Origin of the sequence: Microbacterium sp. ZW T6_19, from assembly GCF_044987465.1 — a bacterium.
GTDB classification, from domain to species: Bacteria; Actinomycetota; Actinomycetes; order Actinomycetales; family Microbacteriaceae; genus Microbacterium; species Microbacterium natoriense_A.
The window spans coordinates 98,583-121,718 of record NZ_JBJDRH010000006.1 but is presented as its reverse complement, the minus strand read 5'-3'; the positions used below and the strand labels follow the sequence as shown (position 1 = coordinate 121,718).

At 65.1% G+C, this 23,136-nt stretch carries 20 protein-coding genes; 8 read left to right on the top strand and 12 right to left on the bottom strand.

Annotation, left to right across the window (positions count from 1 at the left end; genetic code table 11):
* Positions 1-7 precede the first annotated feature (7 nt).
* Together ACI3KT_RS10885 and ACI3KT_RS10880 are read right to left on the bottom strand one after the other, a co-directional pair.
* Positions 8-1,261, bottom strand: a complete 1,254-nt coding sequence (locus tag ACI3KT_RS10885; protein WP_404904212.1) for an amidohydrolase — start codon at positions 1,259-1,261, stop codon at positions 8-10.
* Position 1,262: 1 nt separating this feature from the next.
* The gene (locus ACI3KT_RS10880) at positions 1,263-2,558 is read right to left on the bottom strand and encodes an MFS transporter (protein ID WP_404904210.1); all 1,296 of its coding nucleotides are present in this window, start codon (positions 2,556-2,558) and stop codon (positions 1,263-1,265) included.
* Positions 2,559-2,707: 149 nt separating this feature from the next.
* Here ACI3KT_RS10880 and ACI3KT_RS10875 point away from each other — a divergent pair, with 149 nt between their 5' ends.
* From ACI3KT_RS10875 to ACI3KT_RS10860, 4 genes are all read left to right on the top strand, one after another.
* Entirely contained in the window at positions 2,708-3,757 is a 1,050-nt protein-coding gene (locus tag ACI3KT_RS10875) for an Lrp/AsnC family transcriptional regulator (RefSeq protein ID WP_404904209.1), read from the top strand.
* Positions 3,758-3,808: 51 nt separating this feature from the next.
* Complete coding sequence (locus ACI3KT_RS10870) at positions 3,809-4,018, top strand: aldehyde dehydrogenase family protein (RefSeq protein ID WP_404904385.1); 210 nt, start codon at positions 3,809-3,811, stop codon at positions 4,016-4,018.
* Positions 4,019-4,356: 338 nt separating this feature from the next.
* Positions 4,357-6,852 (top strand): hypothetical protein, encoded by a 2,496-nt coding sequence (locus tag ACI3KT_RS10865; protein ID WP_404904208.1) that lies wholly within the window; start codon positions 4,357-4,359, stop codon positions 6,850-6,852.
* Positions 6,849-7,886 (top strand): hypothetical protein, encoded by a 1,038-nt coding sequence (locus tag ACI3KT_RS10860; protein ID WP_404904205.1) that lies wholly within the window; start codon positions 6,849-6,851, stop codon positions 7,884-7,886. The genes ACI3KT_RS10865 and ACI3KT_RS10860 overlap by 4 nt, the downstream gene beginning before the upstream one ends.
* Before the next feature lie 55 nt (positions 7,887-7,941).
* Here ACI3KT_RS10860 and ACI3KT_RS10855 read toward each other — a convergent pair whose 3' ends face one another.
* From ACI3KT_RS10855 to ACI3KT_RS10845, 3 genes are read right to left on the bottom strand one after another with little or no spacing between them, the layout of a single operon-like run.
* On the bottom strand, positions 7,942-8,619 hold the full coding sequence (locus tag ACI3KT_RS10855; protein ID WP_404904203.1) for a response regulator: 678 nt from the start codon (positions 8,617-8,619) through the stop codon (positions 7,942-7,944).
* Complete coding sequence (locus tag ACI3KT_RS10850; RefSeq protein WP_404904202.1) at positions 8,616-9,731, bottom strand: sensor histidine kinase; 1,116 nt, start codon at positions 9,729-9,731, stop codon at positions 8,616-8,618. Before ACI3KT_RS10850 ends, ACI3KT_RS10855 begins: the two co-directional genes overlap by 4 nt.
* Before the next feature lie 4 nt (positions 9,732-9,735).
* Complete coding sequence (locus ACI3KT_RS10845) at positions 9,736-10,290, bottom strand: DUF2306 domain-containing protein (RefSeq protein WP_404904200.1); 555 nt, start codon at positions 10,288-10,290, stop codon at positions 9,736-9,738.
* A 269-nt stretch (positions 10,291-10,559) separates the two neighbouring features.
* Between ACI3KT_RS10845 and ACI3KT_RS10840 the strand changes: the two genes are divergently transcribed.
* Complete coding sequence (locus tag ACI3KT_RS10840) at positions 10,560-11,552, top strand: NAD(P)-dependent alcohol dehydrogenase (RefSeq protein ID WP_404904198.1); 993 nt, start codon at positions 10,560-10,562, stop codon at positions 11,550-11,552.
* Here ACI3KT_RS10840 and ACI3KT_RS10835 read toward each other — a convergent pair.
* Positions 11,539-12,489, bottom strand: a complete 951-nt coding sequence (locus tag ACI3KT_RS10835) for an alpha/beta fold hydrolase (protein WP_404904197.1) — start codon at positions 12,487-12,489, stop codon at positions 11,539-11,541. The genes ACI3KT_RS10840 and ACI3KT_RS10835 overlap by 14 nt on opposite strands.
* 108 nt (positions 12,490-12,597) lie before the next feature.
* On the opposite strand from ACI3KT_RS10835, the gene ACI3KT_RS10830 reads away from it, so the two are divergent.
* Positions 12,598-13,581, top strand: a complete 984-nt coding sequence (locus ACI3KT_RS10830) for a helix-turn-helix transcriptional regulator (protein WP_404904195.1) — start codon at positions 12,598-12,600, stop codon at positions 13,579-13,581.
* 451 nt (positions 13,582-14,032) lie between these two features.
* Here the strand turns inward: ACI3KT_RS10830 and ACI3KT_RS10825 are convergent, their stop codons facing one another.
* The 4 genes from ACI3KT_RS10825 to ACI3KT_RS10810 form a co-directional block, all read right to left on the bottom strand.
* Positions 14,033-15,196: a hypothetical protein gene (locus ACI3KT_RS10825; RefSeq protein WP_404904194.1), complete on the bottom strand. Its 1,164-nt coding sequence runs from the start codon at positions 15,194-15,196 to the stop codon at positions 14,033-14,035.
* Positions 15,197-15,343: 147 nt separating this feature from the next.
* Entirely contained in the window at positions 15,344-15,808 is a 465-nt protein-coding gene (locus ACI3KT_RS10820) for an ASCH domain-containing protein (protein ID WP_404904193.1), read from the bottom strand.
* Entirely contained in the window at positions 15,793-17,817 is a 2,025-nt protein-coding gene (locus ACI3KT_RS10815) for a GNAT family N-acetyltransferase (protein ID WP_404904191.1), read from the bottom strand. The genes ACI3KT_RS10820 and ACI3KT_RS10815 overlap by 16 nt, the downstream gene beginning before the upstream one ends.
* A gap of 75 nt (positions 17,818-17,892) precedes the next feature.
* Entirely contained in the window at positions 17,893-18,207 is a 315-nt protein-coding gene (locus ACI3KT_RS10810) for a hypothetical protein (protein WP_404904189.1), read from the bottom strand.
* A gap of 170 nt (positions 18,208-18,377) precedes the next feature.
* Between ACI3KT_RS10810 and ACI3KT_RS10805 the strand changes: the two genes are divergently transcribed.
* Together ACI3KT_RS10805 and ACI3KT_RS10800 are read left to right on the top strand one after the other, a co-directional pair.
* On the top strand, positions 18,378-19,058 hold the full coding sequence (locus ACI3KT_RS10805; protein ID WP_404904188.1) for a hypothetical protein: 681 nt from the start codon (positions 18,378-18,380) through the stop codon (positions 19,056-19,058).
* An 81-nt stretch (positions 19,059-19,139) separates the two neighbouring features.
* Positions 19,140-19,619 (top strand): HAD domain-containing protein, encoded by a 480-nt coding sequence (locus tag ACI3KT_RS10800; protein ID WP_404904187.1) that lies wholly within the window; start codon positions 19,140-19,142, stop codon positions 19,617-19,619.
* A 179-nt stretch (positions 19,620-19,798) separates the two neighbouring features.
* Here ACI3KT_RS10800 and ACI3KT_RS10795 read toward each other — a convergent pair whose 3' ends face one another.
* Positions 19,799-20,572 (bottom strand): SDR family NAD(P)-dependent oxidoreductase, encoded by a 774-nt coding sequence (locus ACI3KT_RS10795; protein WP_404904186.1) that lies wholly within the window; start codon positions 20,570-20,572, stop codon positions 19,799-19,801.
* A gap of 11 nt (positions 20,573-20,583) precedes the next feature.
* Complete coding sequence (locus ACI3KT_RS10790) at positions 20,584-23,109, bottom strand: glycoside hydrolase family 2 TIM barrel-domain containing protein (protein WP_404904185.1); 2,526 nt, start codon at positions 23,107-23,109, stop codon at positions 20,584-20,586.
* Between the last annotated feature and the right edge of the window lie 27 nt (positions 23,110-23,136).

The window sequence follows — 23,136 nt, the reverse complement described above, 5'->3', positions numbered from 1 at the left end:
TGGCGTCTCACGAAGCCTGAAGCCAGTGCAGTGCGGCAGTGCTCATGGCGTGGATGCCTGCGGGGAGGGCCCAATCCAGGTCCGGGAGGTACTCGGGCGAGTGGTTCATGGGAATGTGCGCGGGAAGACGTCCCTCGGTCAGAAGCGACGAGAGTTCCTCCGGACTGTATCTGTCGGGTGCTGTCCCACCCCAGTGCCAGAAGACGCTCGGACAGCCGAGGGCATCGCCGATGACCCCGAAGTCCTCGCTGCCGGTCATCGGCTGAGTGACGATGTGGGCGTCCAGTCCGGATTCGCCGATCGCGCCGAGGGTGCGGTGTGTGGCGCGCGGATCGTTCAGGAGCAGCGGAGCTCCACTGATGCGCTCGACGCTCGGGCTTTGTTCCATTCCCGCTGCCGCGGCCTCGGCGTCGACTATGCGACGCATGGCGTTGATGAGGCGGTGCCGGGTCGAGGCGTTGAAGCTCCTCAGGTTCACGGTGAGCTCTGCCTCGTCGGGGATGGCGTTCTCGGCGTGACCGGCGTGTATCGAGGAGACGGTGAGCACTGCAGGTTCGTGGGCTGCAGTCTCGCGTGAGATCACGGTTTGGAGCCGCATGACGATCGCCGCGGCCACGATGATGGGATCGACCGCGGCTTCCGGGCTCGAGGCATGACCGCCGACTCCGTGGATGCGAATGCGGAAGTTGTCCGAGGCGGCGCCGTACACGCCTTCTGCGGTCACGACCGCACCCGCCGGCACCGGCGACACGTGTTGACCCAGCGCGACGGTCGGTGTGCCCACGATGCCGGCGAGTCCGTCCGCGACCATGGCGAGAGCGCCCTCGCCGGTCTCCTCCGCTGGTTGGAACACGACAGCCACGGTTCCTGCCCACCGGTCGCCACACGCCTGCAGTACGTCGATCGCGCCGATGAGCGCTGCGGCGTGCAGGTCGTGGCCACAGGCGTGCATGACGGGGACGGTGGTGCCGTCCCCGTCATGCACGCCGGTGGCGGCTGAGGCGTAAGGCGCCCCCGTTGCTTCGCGGATCGGAAGACCGTCGATGTCTGCCCGAAGCAGCACCGTGGGACCATCTCCGTTTCTCAGCATCCCCACGACACCGGTTCCGCCGACACCATGCGTGACGTCGAACTGCCGGAGAGAGAGCTCGCTCGCCAAGCGTGCCGCCGTGCGCGTCTCTCGACCGCTGAGTTCGGGATGACGGTGCAGGTCGCGATAGAGGTCCGTCACGGAAGGGGACGGCGAGGACCACCGCTTCATGTCAGGCGCCATGGACGGCCACCGTCTGGCGACGAGCGAAGCTGGCGAAGAACTCGTCCGGCCCCCGAGGCACGAGCGCCGCTGCGATGATGCAGATGACGCAGCCGGCGATGAGGACGCCGAAAGCGGCCTCCCAGCTGACGTTCTCGACCACGACGCCCATGAGGGTCGGGGTGAGGATGCCGGCGACCTGACTGCCGGTGCTGATCGTGGCGTAGGCGGTTCCGACGACGGCTGTGGGCAGGCCACGGACGGGACCTGCGAACACAGGCATGTAGCACATCCCGCTGAAGAACGAGAGCAGCCCGATCAGTGTGATGAACAGCGGCACGGGGAGTTCCTGAGTCATCATCGCAAGGGTGAGTATGCAGGCGAGCATTCCCGGGATGACGATGAGCCGGTGCCGACCGCCGAGGCGGTCGACGAGCCGGCCGCCCAGCACAGAAGCCACACCGCCGACGGCCACCGGAATGACTGCGGCAGCTGCGACCACGCCGAGGGGGATGCCGCGTGCGTCCACGAGATAGCTCGGCACCCAGGCGCTCATGCCCCACGCGACGACGCCGTAGCCGAAGAACATCGCGACGTGCCCCCACAGCGCTGCAGATCGGAACAGATCCTTCGCGGTGATCGTCGATGTCGGCGACTCTTGCACTTCGAGGGTCTGAGCCGCTGAGGCGTCCGCCTTCGGGAGGAAGATCCCGATCGCCAGAGCCACGAGCAGACCGACGGCCCCGATGATGAAGAAGGCTCCCTGCCAGCCGATGGTTGCGATGAGCGCCGCTCCCGCGAGAGCGGCGACGATGGTGCCGACCGCGTTCGAGCTGTACATCCACCCCGTCGCCGTCATACGCTGCGCGGCGCTGGTCCGCTCGGCGACCGCTTTCACCGAGGCAGCCGGATACACCCCTTCACCGATGCCGAACAGCGCACGGATGGCGAGCATCACGGCGAAGGAGCCCGCGGTTCCCGTCGCCACGGTGAACACCGACCAGGCGAGCACTCCGGCCACAGCCGTGCGTTTGGCGCCCAGCTTGTCGACGAGCATGCCGCCGGGGATCTGCACGATCGCATAGGTGACGAAGAAGGCCGAGATGAGCATGCCCTGCTGCGTGGGACTGAGCGAGAGATCCTTGCCGATATAGGGCAGGGCGAGGGTGATGAGCTGCCGGTCGGCGTAGCTCATCACCCACCCGAGGAAGAAGAGGAAGACGGCGAGTCTCGCGTCACGGCTCAGCCGCACTCGTGGCGTCTTCTGAACCTGGTTGAGCGCGGGCTGTGACGAGGTGTTGCTCACGATGCTCCCTGGTGACGATGGACGCGGCGCGTGTTGCACCGCGTGAGGTCTGTCTCGAAGTCCGAAGATTCCCCGAATCGTATGCAGAACCCCGACAATCTGTTCGCTGAGATCGGCTATCGATCCGGATATGGGCTAAATTCAGACTCATGCTGCAGGAAACAGTCATCGATGCCGTCGACAGGCAGCTGGTGAACGCTCTGCAGATCTTTCCCCGGATCAGTTGGATGCAACTGGGCAAGATCCTCGGATACGACGCCACGACGCTGGCCCGCCGCTGGGCACGTCTGCGCAACGAGGGTCTGGTGTGGACAGTGTGCTACCAGCAGCCGGAGCATCTCGAGGTGGAGCTTCCCGCAATGGCTCTCATCGAGGTCGATGTTCGAGCCGGTCAACGCGAACAGGTCGTCGCCGCGCTCGCACCGCTCGACGAGGTCATCGAGATCGATCGCACATCGGGCTCACGCGATCTGCTGCTCACTGTGGTGCACTCGAGCATCGCGACCGCCGACGCGTTCGTGGCGCGCAACATCGCTGGCATTCCCGGCATCCGCGCGACGCGGACCCGGTTCGCACACACCCTCTACAAAGATGGGGCGCGATCGCATCTGGACGCTCTCTCTGCCGATGTCCTGCTGGCGCTGAGGCGCGCCGCAGAAGGCTTCGCCGGTGAACCGTCCGTCCCCACGCCGCTGCTCGTCGACGTGATGCGGAGCATGCTCCCAGACGCACGCCGTCCCGCGCCCGAGATCGCCGCTGAGCTCGGGATCTCGACAACCAGCGTGACCAGGGCGATCCATCGCCTGTTCGGTTCACCGTGGTTCACGGCGAAGACGGACTTCGCCCATCACGCGCTCGGATACACGACCGCCGCATCCCTTTGGTATCGCGTCCCCACACCCGAACTGGCCGCCGTCGGCATCGACGTCGCGGGGGTCCCTGGGGTGCGCATGTCCGCTGCCATCCTCGACAGGATGAACCTCGCCATCACCGTGTGGCTCCGCCATACGCACGACCTCGAGTCTCTGCTGACCCGGATCGAACACGCCCATCCGAGGATCGAGCTCTGCGAGACCTGGCTCATCCCGTCCGTTGCGAAGCGTTCGGGGGCGGTGCTCACCGATGACGGCAGGTTCTCCCACCAGATCTCGACATCTCACGCGCTGGCGCCGATCGGAGCACAACGACGGGAGCGTTGAGAACGCGGACAGTCGTGCAGCGCACGCGATGCTCGGAGAACATTCGTTGCCATCGGGCGCACTCGGGCCACTGTCGTTTCGTCAGGCCAGGCGGCCCTCGCAGTGGCCCACCCTCTCGACGCCGGAACGGTGCGGATCAACCAGCACGGCGCTCTCAACCCTCAGGTTCCGTTCGGAGGAACCAAGGCCTCGGGCTATGGACAGGAGTTCCGCGCCGCCGGTGTGAAGGCAGTCACCGCACCCAAGGTCATCAGCCGGTGACGTCCGCGGGTGCCGAGGACGACTGCTCCCAGGTCGCCGCATCCGGATCGATGCCGTGGTGGCGCGCTGGCTCGTCGACGCTCCACGGTTCTTCGCGGCTTCGACAGCATCGTCGGCCTTTGACGTCTAGTACTTTGAATTCGATCGTGGCTGGTCTTCATGACCGTGGTTGCGTGATCGGGAAGGCGCACGGCAGGGGGAACATGGGCACGTCGATTGGTGAGCTGCTTCTCCGAGCACGAGGTCTTGTCGAGGAAGGCGAGCAGGGGGCTGCACGCTTCGCGCTTGCTACGTGGTTTTCTCAGGCCGTCCCTGCGCACAATGCGGAGGAAGCGCGGATGATCGCGGAGGCGACCCGAATTCTGGTGAGCCTCGACGTCGGCGTGGAGCCGTCGACGGTCGTCGACGAGCATCTCGAGCGGATGTCTGCTCTGACACGGGGTTTCGAGGATGAGGGCTCCGCAGAGGCGCGTGCCTTTGCCGCACTTGAGCGGATCGAGTTCATTCATGACGTCGAGGACCTTGACCCGGTTCTTCACGTCGAGATCCTGCAGCGCGCGACAGCTCTCGACGAACGGTTGCGCGATGCACCGCAGGCCGGAGTCCGCAGAGCTGCGGCGGAGGCTGCTCTGACTGCGCAGATGATTCGGCGTTGGTTGAGTCAGGACGAGGCGTCCATCGCGGTCGCGCTGGAGTCCCTGGCGCTGCGTCTCAATGGAGAGAGCGATGACAGGCTCCGCGCTATCCGTCTTGACGCCTTGGTGAGGTCGTCACGACTCCGGGTGGAGAATGGCCTCGACCGCGACGGCGTCCGCGGGATCCTGCTGAGGGTGCTGCACGACGTCGACCACGTTCGTGGAGCGGCGGGCCTAGGGCTGGCCGCGTCCCTGCTGCTGGTGGATCTTGATCTCGCGGAGCGTCTGGATCCCTCAGATTCGCTGGCCCGCGCTCGTTCGATGGTGACCGCCCCTGATGCCGCTGATCATGACGCGTGGCGCGTCCGCTTGGCTGTTCGGCATCTTGAGGGGATTCTCGCGCGGCTCGATGATACCCAGCGCGTCGACGCCGAGGTGGAGGAATGGAGACGGCTCCTTGACGCGTACTCCACGGCACGGGATCCGCTCGCGCGGCTGACCGTATTGTCGGATCTGCTGCACGCTGCAGGCAGTGCGCCGCAGATGTCAGCAAAGATGCTCGCCGTGCTCACGTACGCTGACTCGCTGTATCGGCAGGATCTCGACCCACGCAGCGAGATCTCACGTTTCGCCGTCGCCGCGCGGATTTCCGCGGTCCTGGGGCACCCGGACGATCCGCAGTCGCGAGCGCCTGAGTCACCCCGGCGCGACCCCAACGAGGCGGTCCGCTTCTCGGTGGAGACAGAAGCGCGATTCGGCGCCTTGTGGGGTCGCCGCGACACCGTGTCGTCGATGGCTGCGCTGCTCTTGGAACGGGCCTTGCGCCTGTCCGATCTCGGACGGCGGGAGGAGGCGCTGTCCACGCTGACTGCGCTGTCGGAGAGAGTTCGAGCTTCGGGCTTCGACGAGGCCAGGGAGGAGCGCGCGCAGGCGACCTATTGGACTGCGCGGCTTCGTCTGGAGGCAGGCCAGATCCAGAAGGGACGAGACGCGATCAGGGCTGGTCTGCAGGAGTTCGGCAGCGACCCAGACGGCCGAGTACGTCTGTGGGCGGCCAACGGACTCTGGTCTGCATGGCGATCCGGTCGCTTCGAGGCGGCCGACGCCCGGCAGTTGAGAGAGGAGTTCGCCACGTGGTTCGGGGAGGACCCTGACCCGGCGATCCGCCGGCTCGATGCCTCGAGGCGGCTCAGCGACGCGATCGCCACGCACGAGGCCGGGAGGACGGAGGATGCGATCCTCCTCTTCCGTGAGATCGATGAGCGCTTCGGAGCGATCGATGACGATGACATCGCCGACACAGTGCGGCTGGCGCGGGAGAACACCCGCATCCTGACGACCACGACGACCACAGGCAGTCCAGGCAGCGCACTGTACCGGTCGCTGCACAATCGCCTCTACGCGGCAGACGACCTTGCGGGAAAAGGACAGTTGGCTGAGGCCGAGACGCACTGGGCGTCGATCATCGACGCGACAGCGCAGTCGGACGACGTGGACCTGGCGATGTTGCGGCTCGCCGCGCTCGACGCCTGGGCGGGGCACGCCCAGGACGCCGGCCGTTGGGAGCAGGTCGCAGATCTGTCCGGTCAGGCGACCGTGCTTCATCCCGGGGCAGACACGCGGGCCGAACGGGTGCAGGCGCGTGCGTACTTCCGTCTCGGTGTCGCGCTCACCCGTCTGGGAAACCCAGGAGGCGCCATCGCCGCATACGAGGCTCTCGATGCCCTGGGATCTGGTTCTCACGACCACGACGTGCGGGTCGCCCGGCAGCAGGCGGCATACAACCGTGCCGTGGCGATCGACGACCTCGGTGACAGCCACGCGGCCATCGCCGCCTACGATCATGTGGTCGTCGTCCACAACGAGTCGGTCGACACCCCGACGGGACGCCTGCGTATCGCGAAGGCCCTTCGCAACCAGGCTGTGCTGTTCACGAGCCTCGGACGCCCCGCGGAGGCGGCCGCGGCTCATCGCCGGGTGCTCGACCTCGCGGCGGGAGGCTTGGAGCCGGAGCTCCTCGCCCGTGTGAAGGATTCGGCCTTCGAGCTCGCCGCTGCCTTCTCCGCGCTCGGCGAACATTCATCTGCAGCCGCCACGTACGAGTGGATTCGTGCGACGCCCCAGTTGGCGTTGAGTCCGGCAGAGAGTCGGGATCTCACCCGACGTGAGAAGAGCGCGAAGCGGGGGAGATCACGATGAGGACTCGACGAATCGTGCGCGCTGCTCATCGACGCCAGAGCCGCGCGCTCGCGGTTCTGGCCGTTCTCTCGCTGCCGCTCTCACTCGGGGCGTGCTCTTCTCCGTTGGACGTCGCTGAGGCGGAGCGGGCGGCAGACGCGACCTGCGAGATCCTCGAACCGCTTTCCGGCGTCGCTTCGGCAGACTGCGGCGTCGACGACGGCGGATTCGACGCCGGCATCTCGCGGGAGACGAACGTCGAACTGGAGCGCGAGGTGACGGCCGAGCAGGCTCACCGGGTCATCACAACCTGGCTGTCGTCGAAGGACGGGGGTTTCGACGAGTACGGGGTCAGTGGCTCCCGTGCGACGTCGTTGCACCTCACCCTCGCGACCGTCACGGATGCCTCGTTCTCTGTTGCACCTGGTTCTTCGCCCACCGGAGTCGCGTTCGTCCAGGAGTGGCTGAGTCGTGCAGGGCAGGGGATGCCGATCTCGGCCTCTGTCGGCGACGGCCGCACCATCCGAGTGGCCGAAGAGGGACTCTCCCCCGCAGAGCATGCCGCACTCCTCGATGAGTTCTCGATGCAGACGCGGACCGACCTCCTCACCCTCGCAATCGGGTCGGAATCCACCATCGAGTCGCCCGTTCCCCCCTCGCTGGGCGCGATACTCCGCGGCTTCGACCCTGCCTACCTCGGTTTCACTGAGAACGACCCTGATCACGAGCTCGAATTCAGGATCGACGTGTTCGCGGGCGGGCCGCCGCGGCTCTGGCTGAGGATACCGACTGCGGTCGCACCCGCGCTCCCCTCGGATCTGCCTCTCGCCGACGCCCCCGGTTGGGCAGCGATCCGCACTGTGCTCGAGACCGCTGAGCCTGGCGGAGACGTCTACGCCGTCACCATCACCGCTCGGCCCGGACAGGTGCTCGGAAGGTTCAGCACCTCGGGATGCGAACCACAGCTCTCCGGCCCCGCGTCCCAATTCGGCGACGAACTGCAGACGCAGTGGGCCTCGATCCACGGCGTCACCTCTGCGGAGACGTGCCAGTGAGCAGCCAGTGTTGCGGGTCGGCGATGACGGTCTCACCGCTCCTTCTCTCGCAGCGCTAGTGGCCCTCGCCGGTGGTTCGGGCGCGCATCCGCCCCGTCTGATGCGCCCAGATGGCGATCTCGACGCGGTTGCGAGCGCCGAGCTTGGTCATCAGGCTCGCGACGTGCGTCTTCACCGTACTGAGGGTGATGTACAACTCTCTCGCGATCTCGCTGTTGCTCAGTCCGCCCGCGACCTTCGCGAGCACCTGTTCCTCGCGTTCGGTGAGCGGCTCGACCGGCTGCGGCGGAGGGGCTGCGGGCCCCGCCCCGGCGAACGCCTCGAGCAGCCGCACCGTGACATCGGGGGCGATCAGAGCATCCCCGCGGGCCGCAGCGCGGATCGCCTGGGCGAGCAGCTCCGGTCCGGCATCCTTGAGCAGAAAGCCCTTGGCGCCCGCCCGCAGCGCCGCGAAGACGTACTCGTCGAGGTCGAAGGTCGTGATGACGACGACCGCCATCGGGTCGTCCACACCTGGGCCGGCGAGCACACGAGTGGCCTCGATACCGTCGAGGTCGGGCATGCGGATGTCGAACAGGCAGACGTCGGGTCGCAGGCTGCGGGCGAGGGCGACGGCTTCGTTGCCGTCGACGGCCTGACCCACGACCTCGATGTCCGGCTGCGCGCCGAGGATCATGCTCAGCCCCGTGCGCACGAGTTCCTGGTCGTCGGCGACGAGCACGCGGATGGTCATGCTGCCCATCCAACACGAGGGAGCACTGCGGTGACGACCCATCCGCCGCCCGGCGCGGGTCCCGCCTGGCAGGTGCCACCGAGCAGGGCGGCGCGCTCCATCATGCCGATGATCCCGAATCCGGGCGTGGGAGACGCGGCGACCTCTCCGTCATTCGTCACGCTCAACGTCAGCTTGCCTGCATCCGCCTGCACGAGCACGTCCACTCGCGTGACCTGCCGGGCGTGACGGAGGGCGTTGGTCACGGACTCCTGCGCGAGACGGAAGACCGCGGCTGCGACGGGCGGCGGGATGCTGCCGTCATCGCCCGCGACCTTCACGACGACTGCCACACCGCCCGGCCTCGTTCCGGCGAGCTGCTCGATGTCGCCCAGCCTCGGACTGGGCGCGAGCTCCGCCGTATCGCCCTGTCTCAGCACCCGCACCATGGACCGCAGTTCGCTCAGAGTCTTGGCCGCCTCCGCTTCGATCACGCCGAGCGCGTCCTCCGCCGCTCGGGGGTCTCGCGTCGCCACCGCCAGGCCCGCCTGGGCCCGGATCGCGATGGCCGAGACGTGGTGGGCGACGGTGTCATGCAGATCACGGGCAAGATGCTCGCGCTCCAGCATCCTGATGCGGTCGAGACGACGCTGCCGGGATCCGGCCCGATAACGGAACGCGATCCCGAGCAGCACCATCGTCAGCAGCAGCGCGAACCCGCCGATGAGATCATCGAGGCCTTCCCCGCGGACGAACGTGAGGCCGAGGCTCGCAAGGAGGATGACCGACCCGATCACGAGGTCGCGACCTGATCCCCAGCGGAAGAGTGCGTAGACCATCACCATGACGAAGAGGCTCGTGTAGAGGGTCGAATCGGGCAGGAGCAGCCCGAGGGGCACCATCACGATGACGAGCATCACCAGCGGCCTGGTGCGACGCCACAGCACGGTCGGCAGCACGGCGAGGAGCACGAGCACCGAGACCAACGGCTGCTGCAGGTCGGTTCGGAGGCTGCCCTCGACCACCGCCAGCACGGCGACGAGGGCCAGCAGAACCCAATCCCGCCAGACCCGGCGCGGCGGAGGGGGCACGGCGCTCGGCGCCCTCCACGCGGAACGCAGAAGCCCGGTCACTCCGTCAGGATACAAGCGCACCTCGATCCGACACGCGGCGCACCCGCCGGCCGGTCCGTCGACGGATGAGCAGCTCCGCCACGATGCTGTTGACCACGAACGCCGTCGCGACCAGCCAGACTTCACCGAAAGCGTCCACTTCGCCGAGGGGGATCGTCCACAGCGCGAAGACCAGTGCCTGGGTTCCGCCGGAGACGGCGATCGCGTAGGCGCGTGTCATCCATGCACCGTGCGCAGCGAAGTCGCGGCGCGTGATCGCGATCACCGCCCGCACGAGGAACACCGTCATCGCCGTCGCGAAGACCAGGCGGACCATCGCGAGTGCGAGCTCCTCGAGGTGGCCGCCGAAGAACACCGCAAGCCAGATGGCGGACAGCGCCGCGATGAAGGCGGCGGGGATCAGGACGCGGCCGGCGGCGCGGTGCCAGCGATGCCGGATACGCAGTGCCGGCGAGAACTGGAAGGCGCCGAGAACGCAGTACACGGTCATCGCCACGATGTGCGCGACCAACGCCACCGCTGAGGGCAGGAGGCCTGCGCCCTCGGGGTTCGTGCTCACTTCCGTCAGTCGAAGCGCCCCTCCGAACACCGGGAGTGCGCTGAGCAGCAGGAGGCCGGCAATCGCCGGCCATCCGCTCTTCGAACGCCGCTGCGGTTGTCCGGCAGGCGGGCGGGAGACGTTCATGTGTTCCGACATGTCTCGATGCTGGCGTGAGCGAGGACGGCGGACATCGGCCTTCCGCACGGACTCGGAGTCGTACTTTCGGCCGGACGGATCCGGGTCTGCCGGCCGATGACGCGCGAACCCGAGACGGCGAGCATCGAGTCATGACAACCGACACGACCATGACCGCGGCCGTCTATCGCCGCTTCGGCGGCCCCGAGCAGGTGCACCTCGAGCAGCGCCCCACCCCTTCGCCGAGGCCCGGCGAAGTGCTGATCCGGGTGCACGCGAGCACGGTGAGCATCGCCGACCATCGGTCCCGCGCTCGCGACATCCCGGCCGGCCTCGGTCTGCTCGCGGCCGCCGGGCTCGGCGTGTTCCGGCCGAAGCATCCGATTCTGGGCATGGATGCCGCTGGCGTCGTGGAAGCCGTCGGCTCGGGTGTCACCGCTTTCACCGCCGGCGACCGTGTCATCGCGGCGATGGGCGGAGCGTTCGGCGGCCACGCTGAGTACGTGTGTGTGCCGGCCGACGGGGCGATCACCCGTGCTCCTGCGAGCATGACGCTCGAGGAAGCCGTGACCCTCGTGTTCGGCGGCATCACCGCGCTGGGCTTCTTCGGACAGATCACGATCGGGCCGGGCACCTCGGTGCTCGTGAACGGAGCATCCGGCGCGGTCGGGACTGCGGCGATCCAGCTGGCGAAGCATCTCGGCGCCGACGTCACCGCCGTGACGAGCGAGGGCAACGCCCCGCTCGTCACGTCACTCGGCGCCGACCGGGTCGTCGACTACACCCGGCAGGACTTCGCCGAGGGAGGCGGCATGTACGACGTGATCGTCGACTGCGTCGGCAACGCCCCGTTCAGCCGGGTAGAGGCATCCATCAACCCCGGCGGGGCGCTCCTGCTCGTCATCAGCGACCTGTGGTCGATGCTGCGCAGCCGCGGGCAGAGCCGCCGCTCAGGAAAGCTCGTCACCTGGAACGTCGGCACGCCCGGCGCTGACGAGCTCGCGCACCTCGTCAGCCTCGCGGACGCCGGCCGCTTCCAGGCCGTCATCGACAGGTCCTTCGATCTGGCCGACATCGTCGAAGCGCACCGCTACGTCGACACCGGACGCAAGCGGGGCAACGTGGTGCTGGTCACTCGACGATGACGGCTCCCTGTCGCTGCAGCCAGCTCAAGATCGCCTCGTTGAGCTCGGTGGGCTTCTCCTGCTGGATCCAGTGCCCGCAGTCGAGGCTGACGACGTCCACGTTCGGCACGAAGTCCGCAAGCGTCTCGGATCTCTGGACCATGTCTCTGTCGGCGTAGATCATGAGTGCGGGCTGGTGGATGATCGGGGCCACGTCGGCGAGCAGGTGCCAGTTGCGGTCAAGGTTCCTGTACCAGTTCACACCGCCCGTGAATCCCGAGGTTTCGAAGGCGGAGACGAGAACGGCGAGTTCGTCGTCGCTCATGACGGGCTCGCCGAGTGGTGCCTCTGCTCGGGCGAGATCGATGAACTCCATCCCGGGCTGAGGCGGACGTGGCGGTACGTTCTTCCGGTACAGGTTACGAAGGAACTGGAACGCGTTCTCATCGAACACGGCGTCCGCGACGCCGGGCTGTCGATTGAAGTGGACGAAGTAGAAGTCACCGCCGAGCACGGCTTCCATGAGTTCGATCCACGGAATCTCTCCGCGCTCCTGATAGGGCAGGCTCAAGTTGATCACCTTGTCCACACGGTTGGGGTGCAGCAGAGTCAGCCCCCAGACGACGCTTGCGCCCCAGTCGTGACCGACGAAGATCGCCTTGTCGTATCCGTAGTGATCGAGAAGTGCGACAAGATCGCCCGAGAGGTGCTCGATGTCGTAGGCCGTCACGTCAGTCGGCCGCGAAGAGTTGCCGTAGCCACGCTGGTTCGGCACGATGACGTGGTATCCCGCGGCGACGAGGGCAGGCACCTGATGCCGCCAGACGGAGGCATGGCCCGGCCATCCGTGGCACAGCACGATGGGATTCCCCGCGTTCTCTCGTCCTGCCTCGAAGACTTCGAGTTCGATGCCGTTGACGGGGATGAGGGTGGGGTCGGGGAAGTCGGACAGGTTCACGGATGCTCCTTTGAGATTGGCGCCAGATCGCGTCACGGATCGGCTGCGCTCCGAACGTAAGACGCATTCTGGACACCGGATGTCCTAGATCTTCGGCAAGCTGAAATCATGCGAACTGATTCCACGAGCAGAGCTCTGCAACTGCTGTCGCTTCTGCAGACGCACCGCTTCTGGCCCTGTGCGGAACTTGCGGCTCGGCTCGGGGTGACCGAACGAACGGTGCGCCGAGACCTCGACCGCCTACGCGATCTCGGTTATCCGGTCGATTCCACTTCGGGGAGGTACGGCGGATACCGGCTCGCGGCGGGAGCGCACGTGCCTCCATTGATCCTCGACGACGAAGAGGCCGTCGCGGTGTCGATCGGATTGCGCCACGCGGCCGAAGCCGCCGTCAGCGGGATCGAAGAGACGTCGCTGCGGGCGCTGGCGAAGATCGAAGCGCTCCTGCCCCATCGGCTGCGCCGCCGCGTGTCGGCGCTGCATTCGAGTGTCGCCTCACTGCGTCGGACAGTGGATGACAACGTCATCCATCCGGAGTCGCTGAGTGTGTTCGCTGCGGCCTGTCGCGACCATGAGCACGTGCGGTTCGACTACCTGCGAAGCGACGGTGAAAGCAGCAGGCGGAACGTCGAGCCGCACCAGCTCGTCACAGCCGGACGACGGTGGTATCTCGTCGCGTGGGACGGAGACCGTCGCGATTGGAGAACGTTCCGACTGGACCGGATCCGGGTGCCGCGGCCGGTCGGCAGTCATTTCACGCCCCGTGAGGTTCCGGGCGGAGACGCGGCCGAGTTCGTCGCGAACTCGATCGGCCGCACGCGGCGCCATCACGATGCGACCCTCGTCATCCACACGCCCTTCACCGAAGTCGAGGGAGTCCTTCAGTGGGCCGACCACACTGTGAAGGAGGCGCAGGCAGAGCATTGCGTCGTCGGAATCCGCAGCGAAGATCTCGGACGGCTCGCGATGACGGTTGCAGAGATAGCACTCACCGCTCCGGTGACTGTCATCGAGCCAGCCGAGCTCGCGGGCGCTATCGAGCGGCTCGCCGCTCACCTCAGAGACCCGTCACCGTATGCGCGACTCGCGTGAGACGCTCGCCACGTTCGCGAATGGATTGACACCGAAGTGAGAGATCTCCGCTTCCGACGGGACAGCCGACCCAGTGTCCGATCTCACTGGAGTTGTCATGAGGTGAGACGCGACTGAGCCGGAATCACGCGAAATCTCAAGCACGCGCCGGCCCCTATGCGTCTCATCCGAGTTGTCAGAATCTGCGCCGATGGCCCGCCTTTGCGGTTTCAGTCTTCTCGACACAAACCGCGGCGGCCTGCAGTCTGGCGACCATGTCGTCGTACTCACCGGGAAGCGGTACCTCGAACGGCAGCTCAATGATGAGCGGAGCGATCTGTGCAGAGTTGTTGATCGGGCCCCGCCATCAGTAAGAACATCGCATCGCATCGCGGCTATCCACGAAGCAGTTGAGCAAGCCGTAGGGCGCGAGAGCGCGGCTGATGCGAGTCTTCGGATCCAGGTCAGTGGATCAGAAATCCATGTTGTCGATCTGATCTTGGCGGTACTCCGAGTAGCTCAGGAATGACTCGAAGCGCTCCTGGTCGGCGTGGCAGAGCTCGAGTTCGTTGAGGAACTCCGAATCGAACCTCACCGCCAGCCCGGAGTCGATCCAGGCGAAGGCTTGTTTCCATGTTCCCGCGAACCACTCGTCGATTTCGTCGAAGAGTGCAAACACCTCGGCTACAGAGATCGAATGCGTGATGCCGAGTGCGAGGGATGGACGAGCTCGTGCGGCACTCAACCCGACTGGCAACGCGCCGGCGACGGGGGTGTGGATGTAAACCGTCGATCCGTGACCCTTTTCAAAGCCACCGTGGGCATAGGGGTTGCGCCACGCCTCCACCACTTGGATGAGGCGTTCCAGTAGCGAGCGCGCCCGCTTGTCTCCGCCAAAGATTCGGTCGAACTTCAGGCCCCACCTCATCCCTATGAACTGGGTCAGGTGGTCGGAGGCAGGATCGAATCCGGCAAACGGCAAGGCCAGTACGAGGTCATGCTCGAATCTGCTCAGGTACGCCGTCACGGCCGCGGCCGCATCGTGGCTGGAGTTGAGCTCCATCACGGCCTTGCCGCTCCGGAACAGCCACGACGTACCAAAGGTGGTTTCGCTCTCTTCATTGAGATCCTCAACGACTTCCGGGTTGACCGCCCGGTCCCGAAAGTACTCGTAAACCCGATGCAGCCGGAAGTGCTGATTGATGACAGTGGCGTCGCCTCGGTCGATGAGAGTTTGGGACTGCTTGCTGACTTCTTTCTCTACGATCTTGGTTGCCGAGACGAGCCGCTTGATGGTCGCTCGCATCCGCGACTCGACGTCTGCCGGATCAAGACCGTCTGAGGCTAGTCGCAAGCGCAGACCGAACTTCTGGTGGGCGAGTTCGTACCGCGCGCCGTCGAGCATGAACGTCGTCCACCAAGCAACCTTCTCGCCGGGGCCGTTGAGTCGGAGCCCCACGAGTGAGCAGGCGAGTGCCATCACACCCGGCACCGGACAACCGAGACGGTCTATGTCGGCCCGCGTTGACCCACCCCAGGGTGGCGCCTGCGAGCTTTCCGGAACCGGAACAAACCCTCGCAGGGCGGTTTCTCGCAAACGTTGACCGATTTCAACGGCATTAGGAAGCTGATCCACCCTCGCATCCTCGCACTGTCTCCTCAACGGCGTCACGCGGCGCTGAATCGAAGGGCGATCGGGTCGAGCCGTGTGCAGAACCGCCGGAGGACTGGTGCATCGCCACGCGCCGAGTAGCGAGAGTGCGTCGGAGAATCTAGCGAACCGTTACTGTGACGGGCCCGTCGAGTGCGTCGAGTTCGCACCGCTCGTCGCGATTAGAGCCACCTGATCCGCGTCGAGATAGCGGAAGCTCTGAGGTGGCTCAAGGCCGAGGAGAGCCCGCAAGGACGTCAACGAGACAGGGCGTGCCCACGTTTGCGGGTCCTCCACTTCAAGCAGAGTGGAGTCTTCAGCGCCCTCAAGGTACTCGCCGAGCGCGTCTTCGGCGATGTCGATCGCGCTGGAGTGCATCTCCCACACGCGATCGGAAGGAACTGTGATTGTCTGTTTGAGGCGCACCGTTCCCAGAACAGCTCTCTCCGGGGAACTGGAGTACAGAACAACTGTGGTGCCGGGTGGCACCTCTGGGAATCTCCGTCGCACTTCGACGGTTTTCCGTCCTTCGAGAATCGCGCGCGCGTAGCGCGGTTTCACTGAGATCAGCAGCGCCCTCTTCATCTGGCGTCCCATCCTGGCTGCGTGCGGATGATGTCGTCGAAAAGACCCGGAGCTCCGGTACGCGTTGTGAGTAGCGACGTCGTGATTCCGTGCTTGCGGAGCAGAGCGTCGAACGAGCGCTTGCCGACGGGCTGGTCAAGCACCTGCGTGTCCTCGAACCTCAGCACAAGCACCTTTCCGTCAATCGCATGACCTTGAATCTCGTCTCGGTGCAGGACGCCGAGTGATCGATACTTCTCAGCCGCGTCCTGGACGTCCAGTACTTCAGCATCGAGTACGCGGGAGTGTGCCACCACAGCTCGGACGGCGCTGCTCTCTCGCGCCCTGGGATCTTTGGTCACATACCAAAGCACGCGAGTCGGGATGTCCCAGTGTCTCATCTTCGGTGCAGCGAAATAGACGAACTCGCGGGCGAGCCCCAGCGCAGGCCGTTCGCGTAGCTGGATCAGCGTGTCATTGAACCCGAGGAGCTCGCGCGCGTACCGCGGTTGAATAGGCACGATTCGCACTGGAACAGCCTTGTCGAGCACGATTTGGGGCCAGTTCTTCCGCTCGTAGTCGGCGACCGCGCCTGGGGTCTCCAGCGACTCAGTCTGGGCCGCACGAGGGTGACGACCTAGTTTCACTTTGAGAGGCGCCCCCTCGAAACCGTCTGCGACCAGGGCGGCTCGAAGCACTTCGTCGACGACGTCGTCGACGACCTCAACAGCCGTTGCGCCTCGTTCCAACGCCAACGCCCGAAGGTATCGTGTGAGCTGAAACGCGATGGTGCCGCCGAGTGATCCCCGCGCGACGCGGATCACCGCAACCCACAGCACTTCACCGCGGACCTCGGCGGAGAGCAGGGCACGTTTCCGCCCTCGCTCGTCAACCAGCAGGTCGATCCTCGCACTAGCAGGTCTCGCAAGAACTGCATGAAGTCGTTTCCGGAACTGCTTGCCTTTTTCGCCTTTGTGGACTTCAACGAACACCTCCTCGAGACCAGAGGATGATGCCGTCACTGCTTCCCAACGAAGTCCGACCGACTCGAGTTGGCCTGAGCGGAACTCCGTCGGGGCGGACGGCGGAATGAATGTCCTGAGAAGATCAACTGGCCGGAGAACATCGATCGCGTACTCTTTGCGTGACCAACTCGCGGTCGCGGCGAGGAAGGTCTCGTCCCGCGTCACGAAGTAGTCAGCCCCGGCAAGCACCGCATCCGCCAGATGCTTGGCGTCGCTACGAAGGCTGCGGTCTCGTGCCGTGAGCTCGGCCGGCATTCTTCGGAGGATGTCCGACGCGAGGGATCGCATGCCGTCTTGCCGCCGCAAGGCGACCAGTCCGCTGAGGTTGCGCTGCACACGTTGCCGTTCGGACGCAGGCTCAAGATGGTTTACCTCAATAGACACCTCGGGCGAAACGGCGAGGTCAACTACGTCAACTAGCCAGTCCGCCGCAAGTCCCTTGGATTCTTCACGATCCGGGCGATCCATCTGACCTGAGACGTACAGATCGATCACGACGTTCGAATCAAGGACAGCGATCGGTCGAGATGACTCGTAGAGCGCACTCTCCAGCAGGTCGAACTGCCCGATCTTCCTTGTCCAAATCGTGAGCACCGAGCCCTTCGCCGCCCTGCCCGGGCGCTCACCCGTCGGCGCCATGTCAAGCGAATGCCAAAACCCATCGATCTCGTAGTCTGACCGGCAATGCGCCGTGATTAGTGCTCGATCTGGATTCGCTGTGATCGCTGCGTGGACCATTTCCTTTGCAAGACCAGTACCGCGGGCAGCCTCACCGACGCAGACGTGGACGAGCTTCAGAGTCTGCTGTCGAGGCGTGCTGTACAGCACGTATCCCTGCACCGTGCCATCAACGCTGCCCACAATCAACCGGCCACGGGATCGAGCCTCTTCGAACGCCGCATAGGGCAGATGCCCGAGCGTGGAGCGATGATCTCGGTGCAGCTCCAGCACGCGAGAATACTCAGAATCGGCCTGCGAGCGGTCAGCGCTCCAGGCGAATATCTGAACCCGCGCCATAGCGCCTAGCGTACGGGCTAGTTGCGCGCGAGCGGCCAGCGCCACAGCGCGGCATCGCAGCAGCCCCCTCTACCGTCACGATCGGTCGAGGGTATGCCCGAATACCGCCTCCGGCGAGAGAGCATCCGGATCCCGGCGGTAGCGCGCGAGGATGTGGACGAACGAGTGTTCGTCGCGGAGGCCGACTCCACTCAGGATCGCTGCCTCCGCGGCCTGCTGATCGAGTGGTTCGTAGGTCATCGTCTGGTCGAAGTAGAAGTCCTCGTAGAGCCCAGCGTTGAGATGAAACTTCCCGGTGTTTTGCACGTACGAGTACAGGCGCTTCTGGTCATCTTCGAGTGCCACCCAGACAGGCACGCCGTCGGGGTTCCTTACGAGGTAGAGATTCATCGGCATCGCCTCCCGTCTACATCTTGCGCCATCCTGGCGGGCCCGAGCGGTTGTGTGAGCAATGCCTTGGTGCGGACTAGGTGCACGCGGCGGTGTCCATGAGTTGATTACCACGCGGGCGGTCAGCGGGGACAGTCACGATGTCGGTGGCAGGATCCAGTATGCGATTCATGCCTGAGACTTCTTTCAATCCTTTACGTGTCGAGCGCGGCAATCTCCGATTGGGCCGGCATTCCAGCGTGCTCGGCGTGATCGCGAACTCGCTAGCCGTAGTTGCGCCGATCGTGAGCGTCGCGCTCGGGGTATGGGTGACAAGCTTGAACTCAGACGTCGCGCATCTCAACGCCACGATCAATGGGCTGCACCAAGATGTGGCGACCGCCGAGGCGTTGCTCACTGATCGCGAGGAGATCGTCGAGGACCTCCGCGCAGAGAACCGCGAACTCCTCGCCGCGCTCCCGCCGAGCATCCCGCCGGAGCAGGTTCCTGATGCACGCAACATCGGCACCGTGACTTTGGCCGCCGGCGGCGATTCGGTCGACCTGAACTCGACGCTCCCCAACTTCGGAAACGGTGCTGATCGGATCCAGAAGGACACCCTCCAATTCGCAAACGGAGTCCTCACGTCGCTATGGGGTATCGACGTACTCCGACTTCCCGAAGGAGAAGCCTCATACGAGACCTGCGCCGTTGCCACCGGCTACGCTCCGACGAAGACGATTGAGCCTCATCGCCTGGATGGACGCGTCTGCATCCGCCTGCAGTCCGGGAACTATGCCCGTATTACAGTGAACGCATCCGAGGAGGAGCGCGTCGAGCTCACGATCGCGACCTGGGATGCTCCGCTTTAAAGTGTCTTGACCGGCGCACGATGACCAAAAGGAGCCGAGAGCGTGCCACCGTCAGCTCGGCAACGCCTACGTAGGCTTCTCGTGCTCGACGTCGACGGAACTATTTCTCGGATCTACGGAGACGAGGAGCGCGTTCTGCATCAAGACGAGCCTGGTTGGCGTTCGTGGATGAGCGTTGACGATGACGTGGTCGATGCCCTCGACGCGCTCGTCGAGGGCACTGAAGTTGACGTTGCGTGGCTGACAACGTGGCCTCACGATCAAGTCGCTTGGCTCATCCAGGAACCTCTTCGCGGCAAGCTTTCAGGCCCCTACGTGCCCTGGCAGAACTGGCCGAAACAGGGCTGGCGACTGCAAAGCCTGATCTCATACGTGCGCGACGTGAAGCCAGCCGCCGTCGCCTGGGCGGACGACCGTGCGCCAGACGATGCCGAACGACGGCTCACGGGAATGACCGAGGTTCCCTCGTTCGTCGTGCGGCCGAACAAACATGTGGGTCTCACGCTCGAGGACGTCGACGGAATCGCCGCCGTTCTCGAGCGCACTGATCAGAACCGCTGAAGTCTCAGTTGGTTCTGAGTGGGATTCAGACCAGCTCGCTCACCAACTGCTCGATCCTGACCGGCAGGGTCGTCGAGCTTCCAGTCCTCGTATCGCTTGCCAGGGAAGAACGGGCAGGCGTCACCGCATCCCATCCTGATGACGACGTCCGAGGCCTGACCGGATGACATCCGAGGCGTCTAAGTGTGCGCGCCGCCGTCAATCCTGATCTCCGTTCCGGTGATGAAGGCGCCGTCGTCCGAGATCAGCATGGCGATGACTCCTGCGACGTCTTCAGGCCTGCCCATTCGTCCGTCGTTCAGCGGAGCGCCGAGGTGCTCGAGCAAGGTCCAGTCCGTGTCTGCAGGCAGGTTCTGCGGGGTCGTGTTGGTGATCCCGCTCGTGATCCCTCCGGGCACGATGTTGACTGCGCGAAGTCCTTGCCTGGCGTATTCGAGGGCGACCGAGTGCGTGAATGACGCGATCGCCCCCTTGGTCGCGGCATATGCGGCCATGTAGGGGTGCGCGAAGAACGCCGAGGTGGAAGCGAAGTTGATGATGACACCGTTCGCCGTCGTCAAGAGGTGGGGAAGGCTTTCTCGCACCATGAGGAACGTGCCGGTCAAGTTCACCTGAATCAGGCGGTTCCAGCGGTCGAGGGTCATCTCGTGAGTGTGATCCCCGTAGAGGATGCCCGCGGCGTTCACGATCGCGTCGAGTCGTCCGAAGCGAGAGACGACGTCTGCGACCGCGGTGCGGACGGACTCCTCGTCCGCGATGTCGACGCGGTGGATGAGGAGTCGCGAGCGCGCGTCTTCCGGTGCCGCATCGACGAGGTGAGCGAGGTCTTCTTCGCGCAGGTCGAGCGCGGCGACGTTCGCGCCTTCATCGAGCAGTCGGAGGGCGGTGCCTCGTCCGATGCCAGAGCCGGCACCGGTGACGATGATGATCTTGTCGGCGAGTCGGGCCGTCATTCGTGCTCCATTCATGCGGGGATCGATTCGGAGTGTGCGGACAGCGTGTTGCGTTCCGGCCGAGGCGAGGGACCGTGTTCGCGTACCTCCGCACGCACCATGACTTCGGGGGTGCCTTCTGCGGCGACCGCGATCTCGATCGTGCCCGCGCGATCGGGGCGGATGACCGCGAGCACACGACCGTCGTAGGTGCCGTGGGTGTTCTGATCGAAGCGCTCGATAGTGCGAGGGCGGCCGCTGCCGAAGGCCGCCAGCGACCCTGCCCCGGTCACCGTCACCGTGACTGGACGATCGGCGTCATTGATGAGGCTCCCGCCGCCGTCGCGAAGTTCAATCTCAGCGAAGAAGAGCGTTCCGTCTCGGAGTTCTGCGGTGGTCTTGTCGAGTCGGACATCGAGGAGCGCTTCGCCAGCAGCTGATTTCAGGATGGAGCGACTGACTTCTTCGCCGTCTCGAAGGGCGACCGCCGTGAGAGCGCCGGATTCGAACGGGATCTCGAAGTCCGCCACGAACGCGCGTCGAGCACCAACGCGTTGTGTGGCGATCACACGGTCGTTGAGCTGGAGCCTGATCTCGTCGGCGTCGCTGTAGACCTCCAGCGCCATCGGGAAGCCATCTTCAATGTTCCAGCTCCAGCTGGAGACGGCGTCCGTCCAACTCCACTGTCCGAGTGTGAACGCACGTCCGTGGTTCGAAGGTCGCCGCACGGCGATGTAGGGCTCGGTGCGCAAGCCGAAGACGGTCTCGCGGTAGTACGACATCGGGCGGCGGTGCCCGGTCATGTCGAGGTCTGCAGACCAGGACGTCAGCCACGGGAATTCGCCATCGAATGCGTCGGGTTCGCCTTCGTATTTCACGCGCCCGACTCCGACCTCGCCGAGGTAGTCCCATCCGGACCAGGTGAAATCCCCGATCACGTGCGGGTGTTCTGTCACGAGTTTCCAGTTGCGGTCGATGCGCGACGGGAACGTCTCAGTCCCGACCACGATGCGATTGGGGTGTTCGTGGCGCTCCATCTCATACCGGGCGTCCCCGTAGTTCAGGCCGACGATGTCGAGGACTGCAAACGATTCTGCCGTGGCTGCGGTGACCAGCGGGGACGTCGCGACCCAGTCCATGAAGTCTTCGGTGCTCCCCATGAGGGCGTTTACTCCGCCGTCGGCCTCGGCATCCGCAGTCTCGCTCGAGGCAGCGGTGTCTGCGGCGACGGCCTCGATCATGTCGGTGATCTCGCTCAGCGCGGACACGAAGCCGTTGATGCCGTTGGTCACGTAGCGTGTGTCGTCCAGCTCACGGACCTTCTCGGCGAGCTTCCGTCCCCATTGGCTCGCGATCGCGTTGCCCGTCTCCGGGATCTCGTTGCCGATCGAGTAGATGATCACACTGGCGTGGTTGAAGTCCGTGGCCACCATTGCTTCCACGTCTCTCTCCCACCACTCGGGGAATGCCAGCGAGTAGTCGAAGGGCGACTTGGATTCGGCCCACATGTCGAACGTCTCGTCCATGACGAGCATGCCGTGGCGGTCGCACGCATCGAGCATGGCGACGCTCATGGGGTTGTGGCTGTTGCGAATGGCGTTGAACCCCGCGGCTTTGAGGAGGAGGACGCGGCGCTCCTCAGCGTCTGCGAAGGTGGCTGCACCGAGGATCCCGTTGTCGTGATGGATGCATGCGCCGCGTAGCTTCACGGTGTCACCGTTGATGCGGAGACCATGGGCGGGATCGAGCTGCAGCGTGCGGATGCCGAAAGGCGTGGTTCGAGTCTCGGACGTGTCTGAGATGCCGTCGAGGGTGGTACGTGCGGTGTAGAGCGCAGGGTTATCGACGCTCCACCGCTGCGGAGCGGGAACGTAGATGCGCTGCCTTACGGTCGCCTCTGTCTGAGGGAACGTCGTGACGGGGCTGTTCTCGAGGCCGACGATTCGACCCTGGGGGTCAAGGATCTCTGTCGTCACGGTTGCTGTGCGCGTCAAGGTGCCCGTGTTGGTCACGCGGGTGACGACGCTCACCACGGCCCGCTCGTCGTCGACGTCCGGTGTCATGACCTGGACGCCCGCCTGTTCAGGGATGTGTATTCGTTCGCTGACCCAGAGGTGAACTTCGCGGTAGATGCCTGCGCCGGTGTACCAGCGAGAGTCTGCGTGAGCGCGGGCGTCGACGCGGATAGTGTTCTCAGCGCCGTACTCCAAGTAGCCGTCGAGGGAGACGATGAATGCGGCGTACCCGTTGGGACGCTGGGCGACAAAGGCGCCGTTCACGTAGATCATCGCGTCGCGATAGACGCCCTCGAACTCGAGGGCGACGTGCTTGTCGCGCCAATCGAGTGGCGCGTCGAGCGTGGTGCGGTATTCGAATGCGCCGCCGGGGAAGAACGCGCCGGCGGCGCCGCTGGGTGCATCGGCATGCCGCTCGAGCGAGATAATCGCGTCGTGCGGCAGGTGAACCGGCACGCCGGGCGACGATTGCCCATGCGCGTCAGCGAAGATGCTGGTCTTGGGGCGGTACGTCCAGTTGGTGTTGAGGGGTGAACGGCTCATTGCTGCCTTTCGAGAAGGATCGAGGGA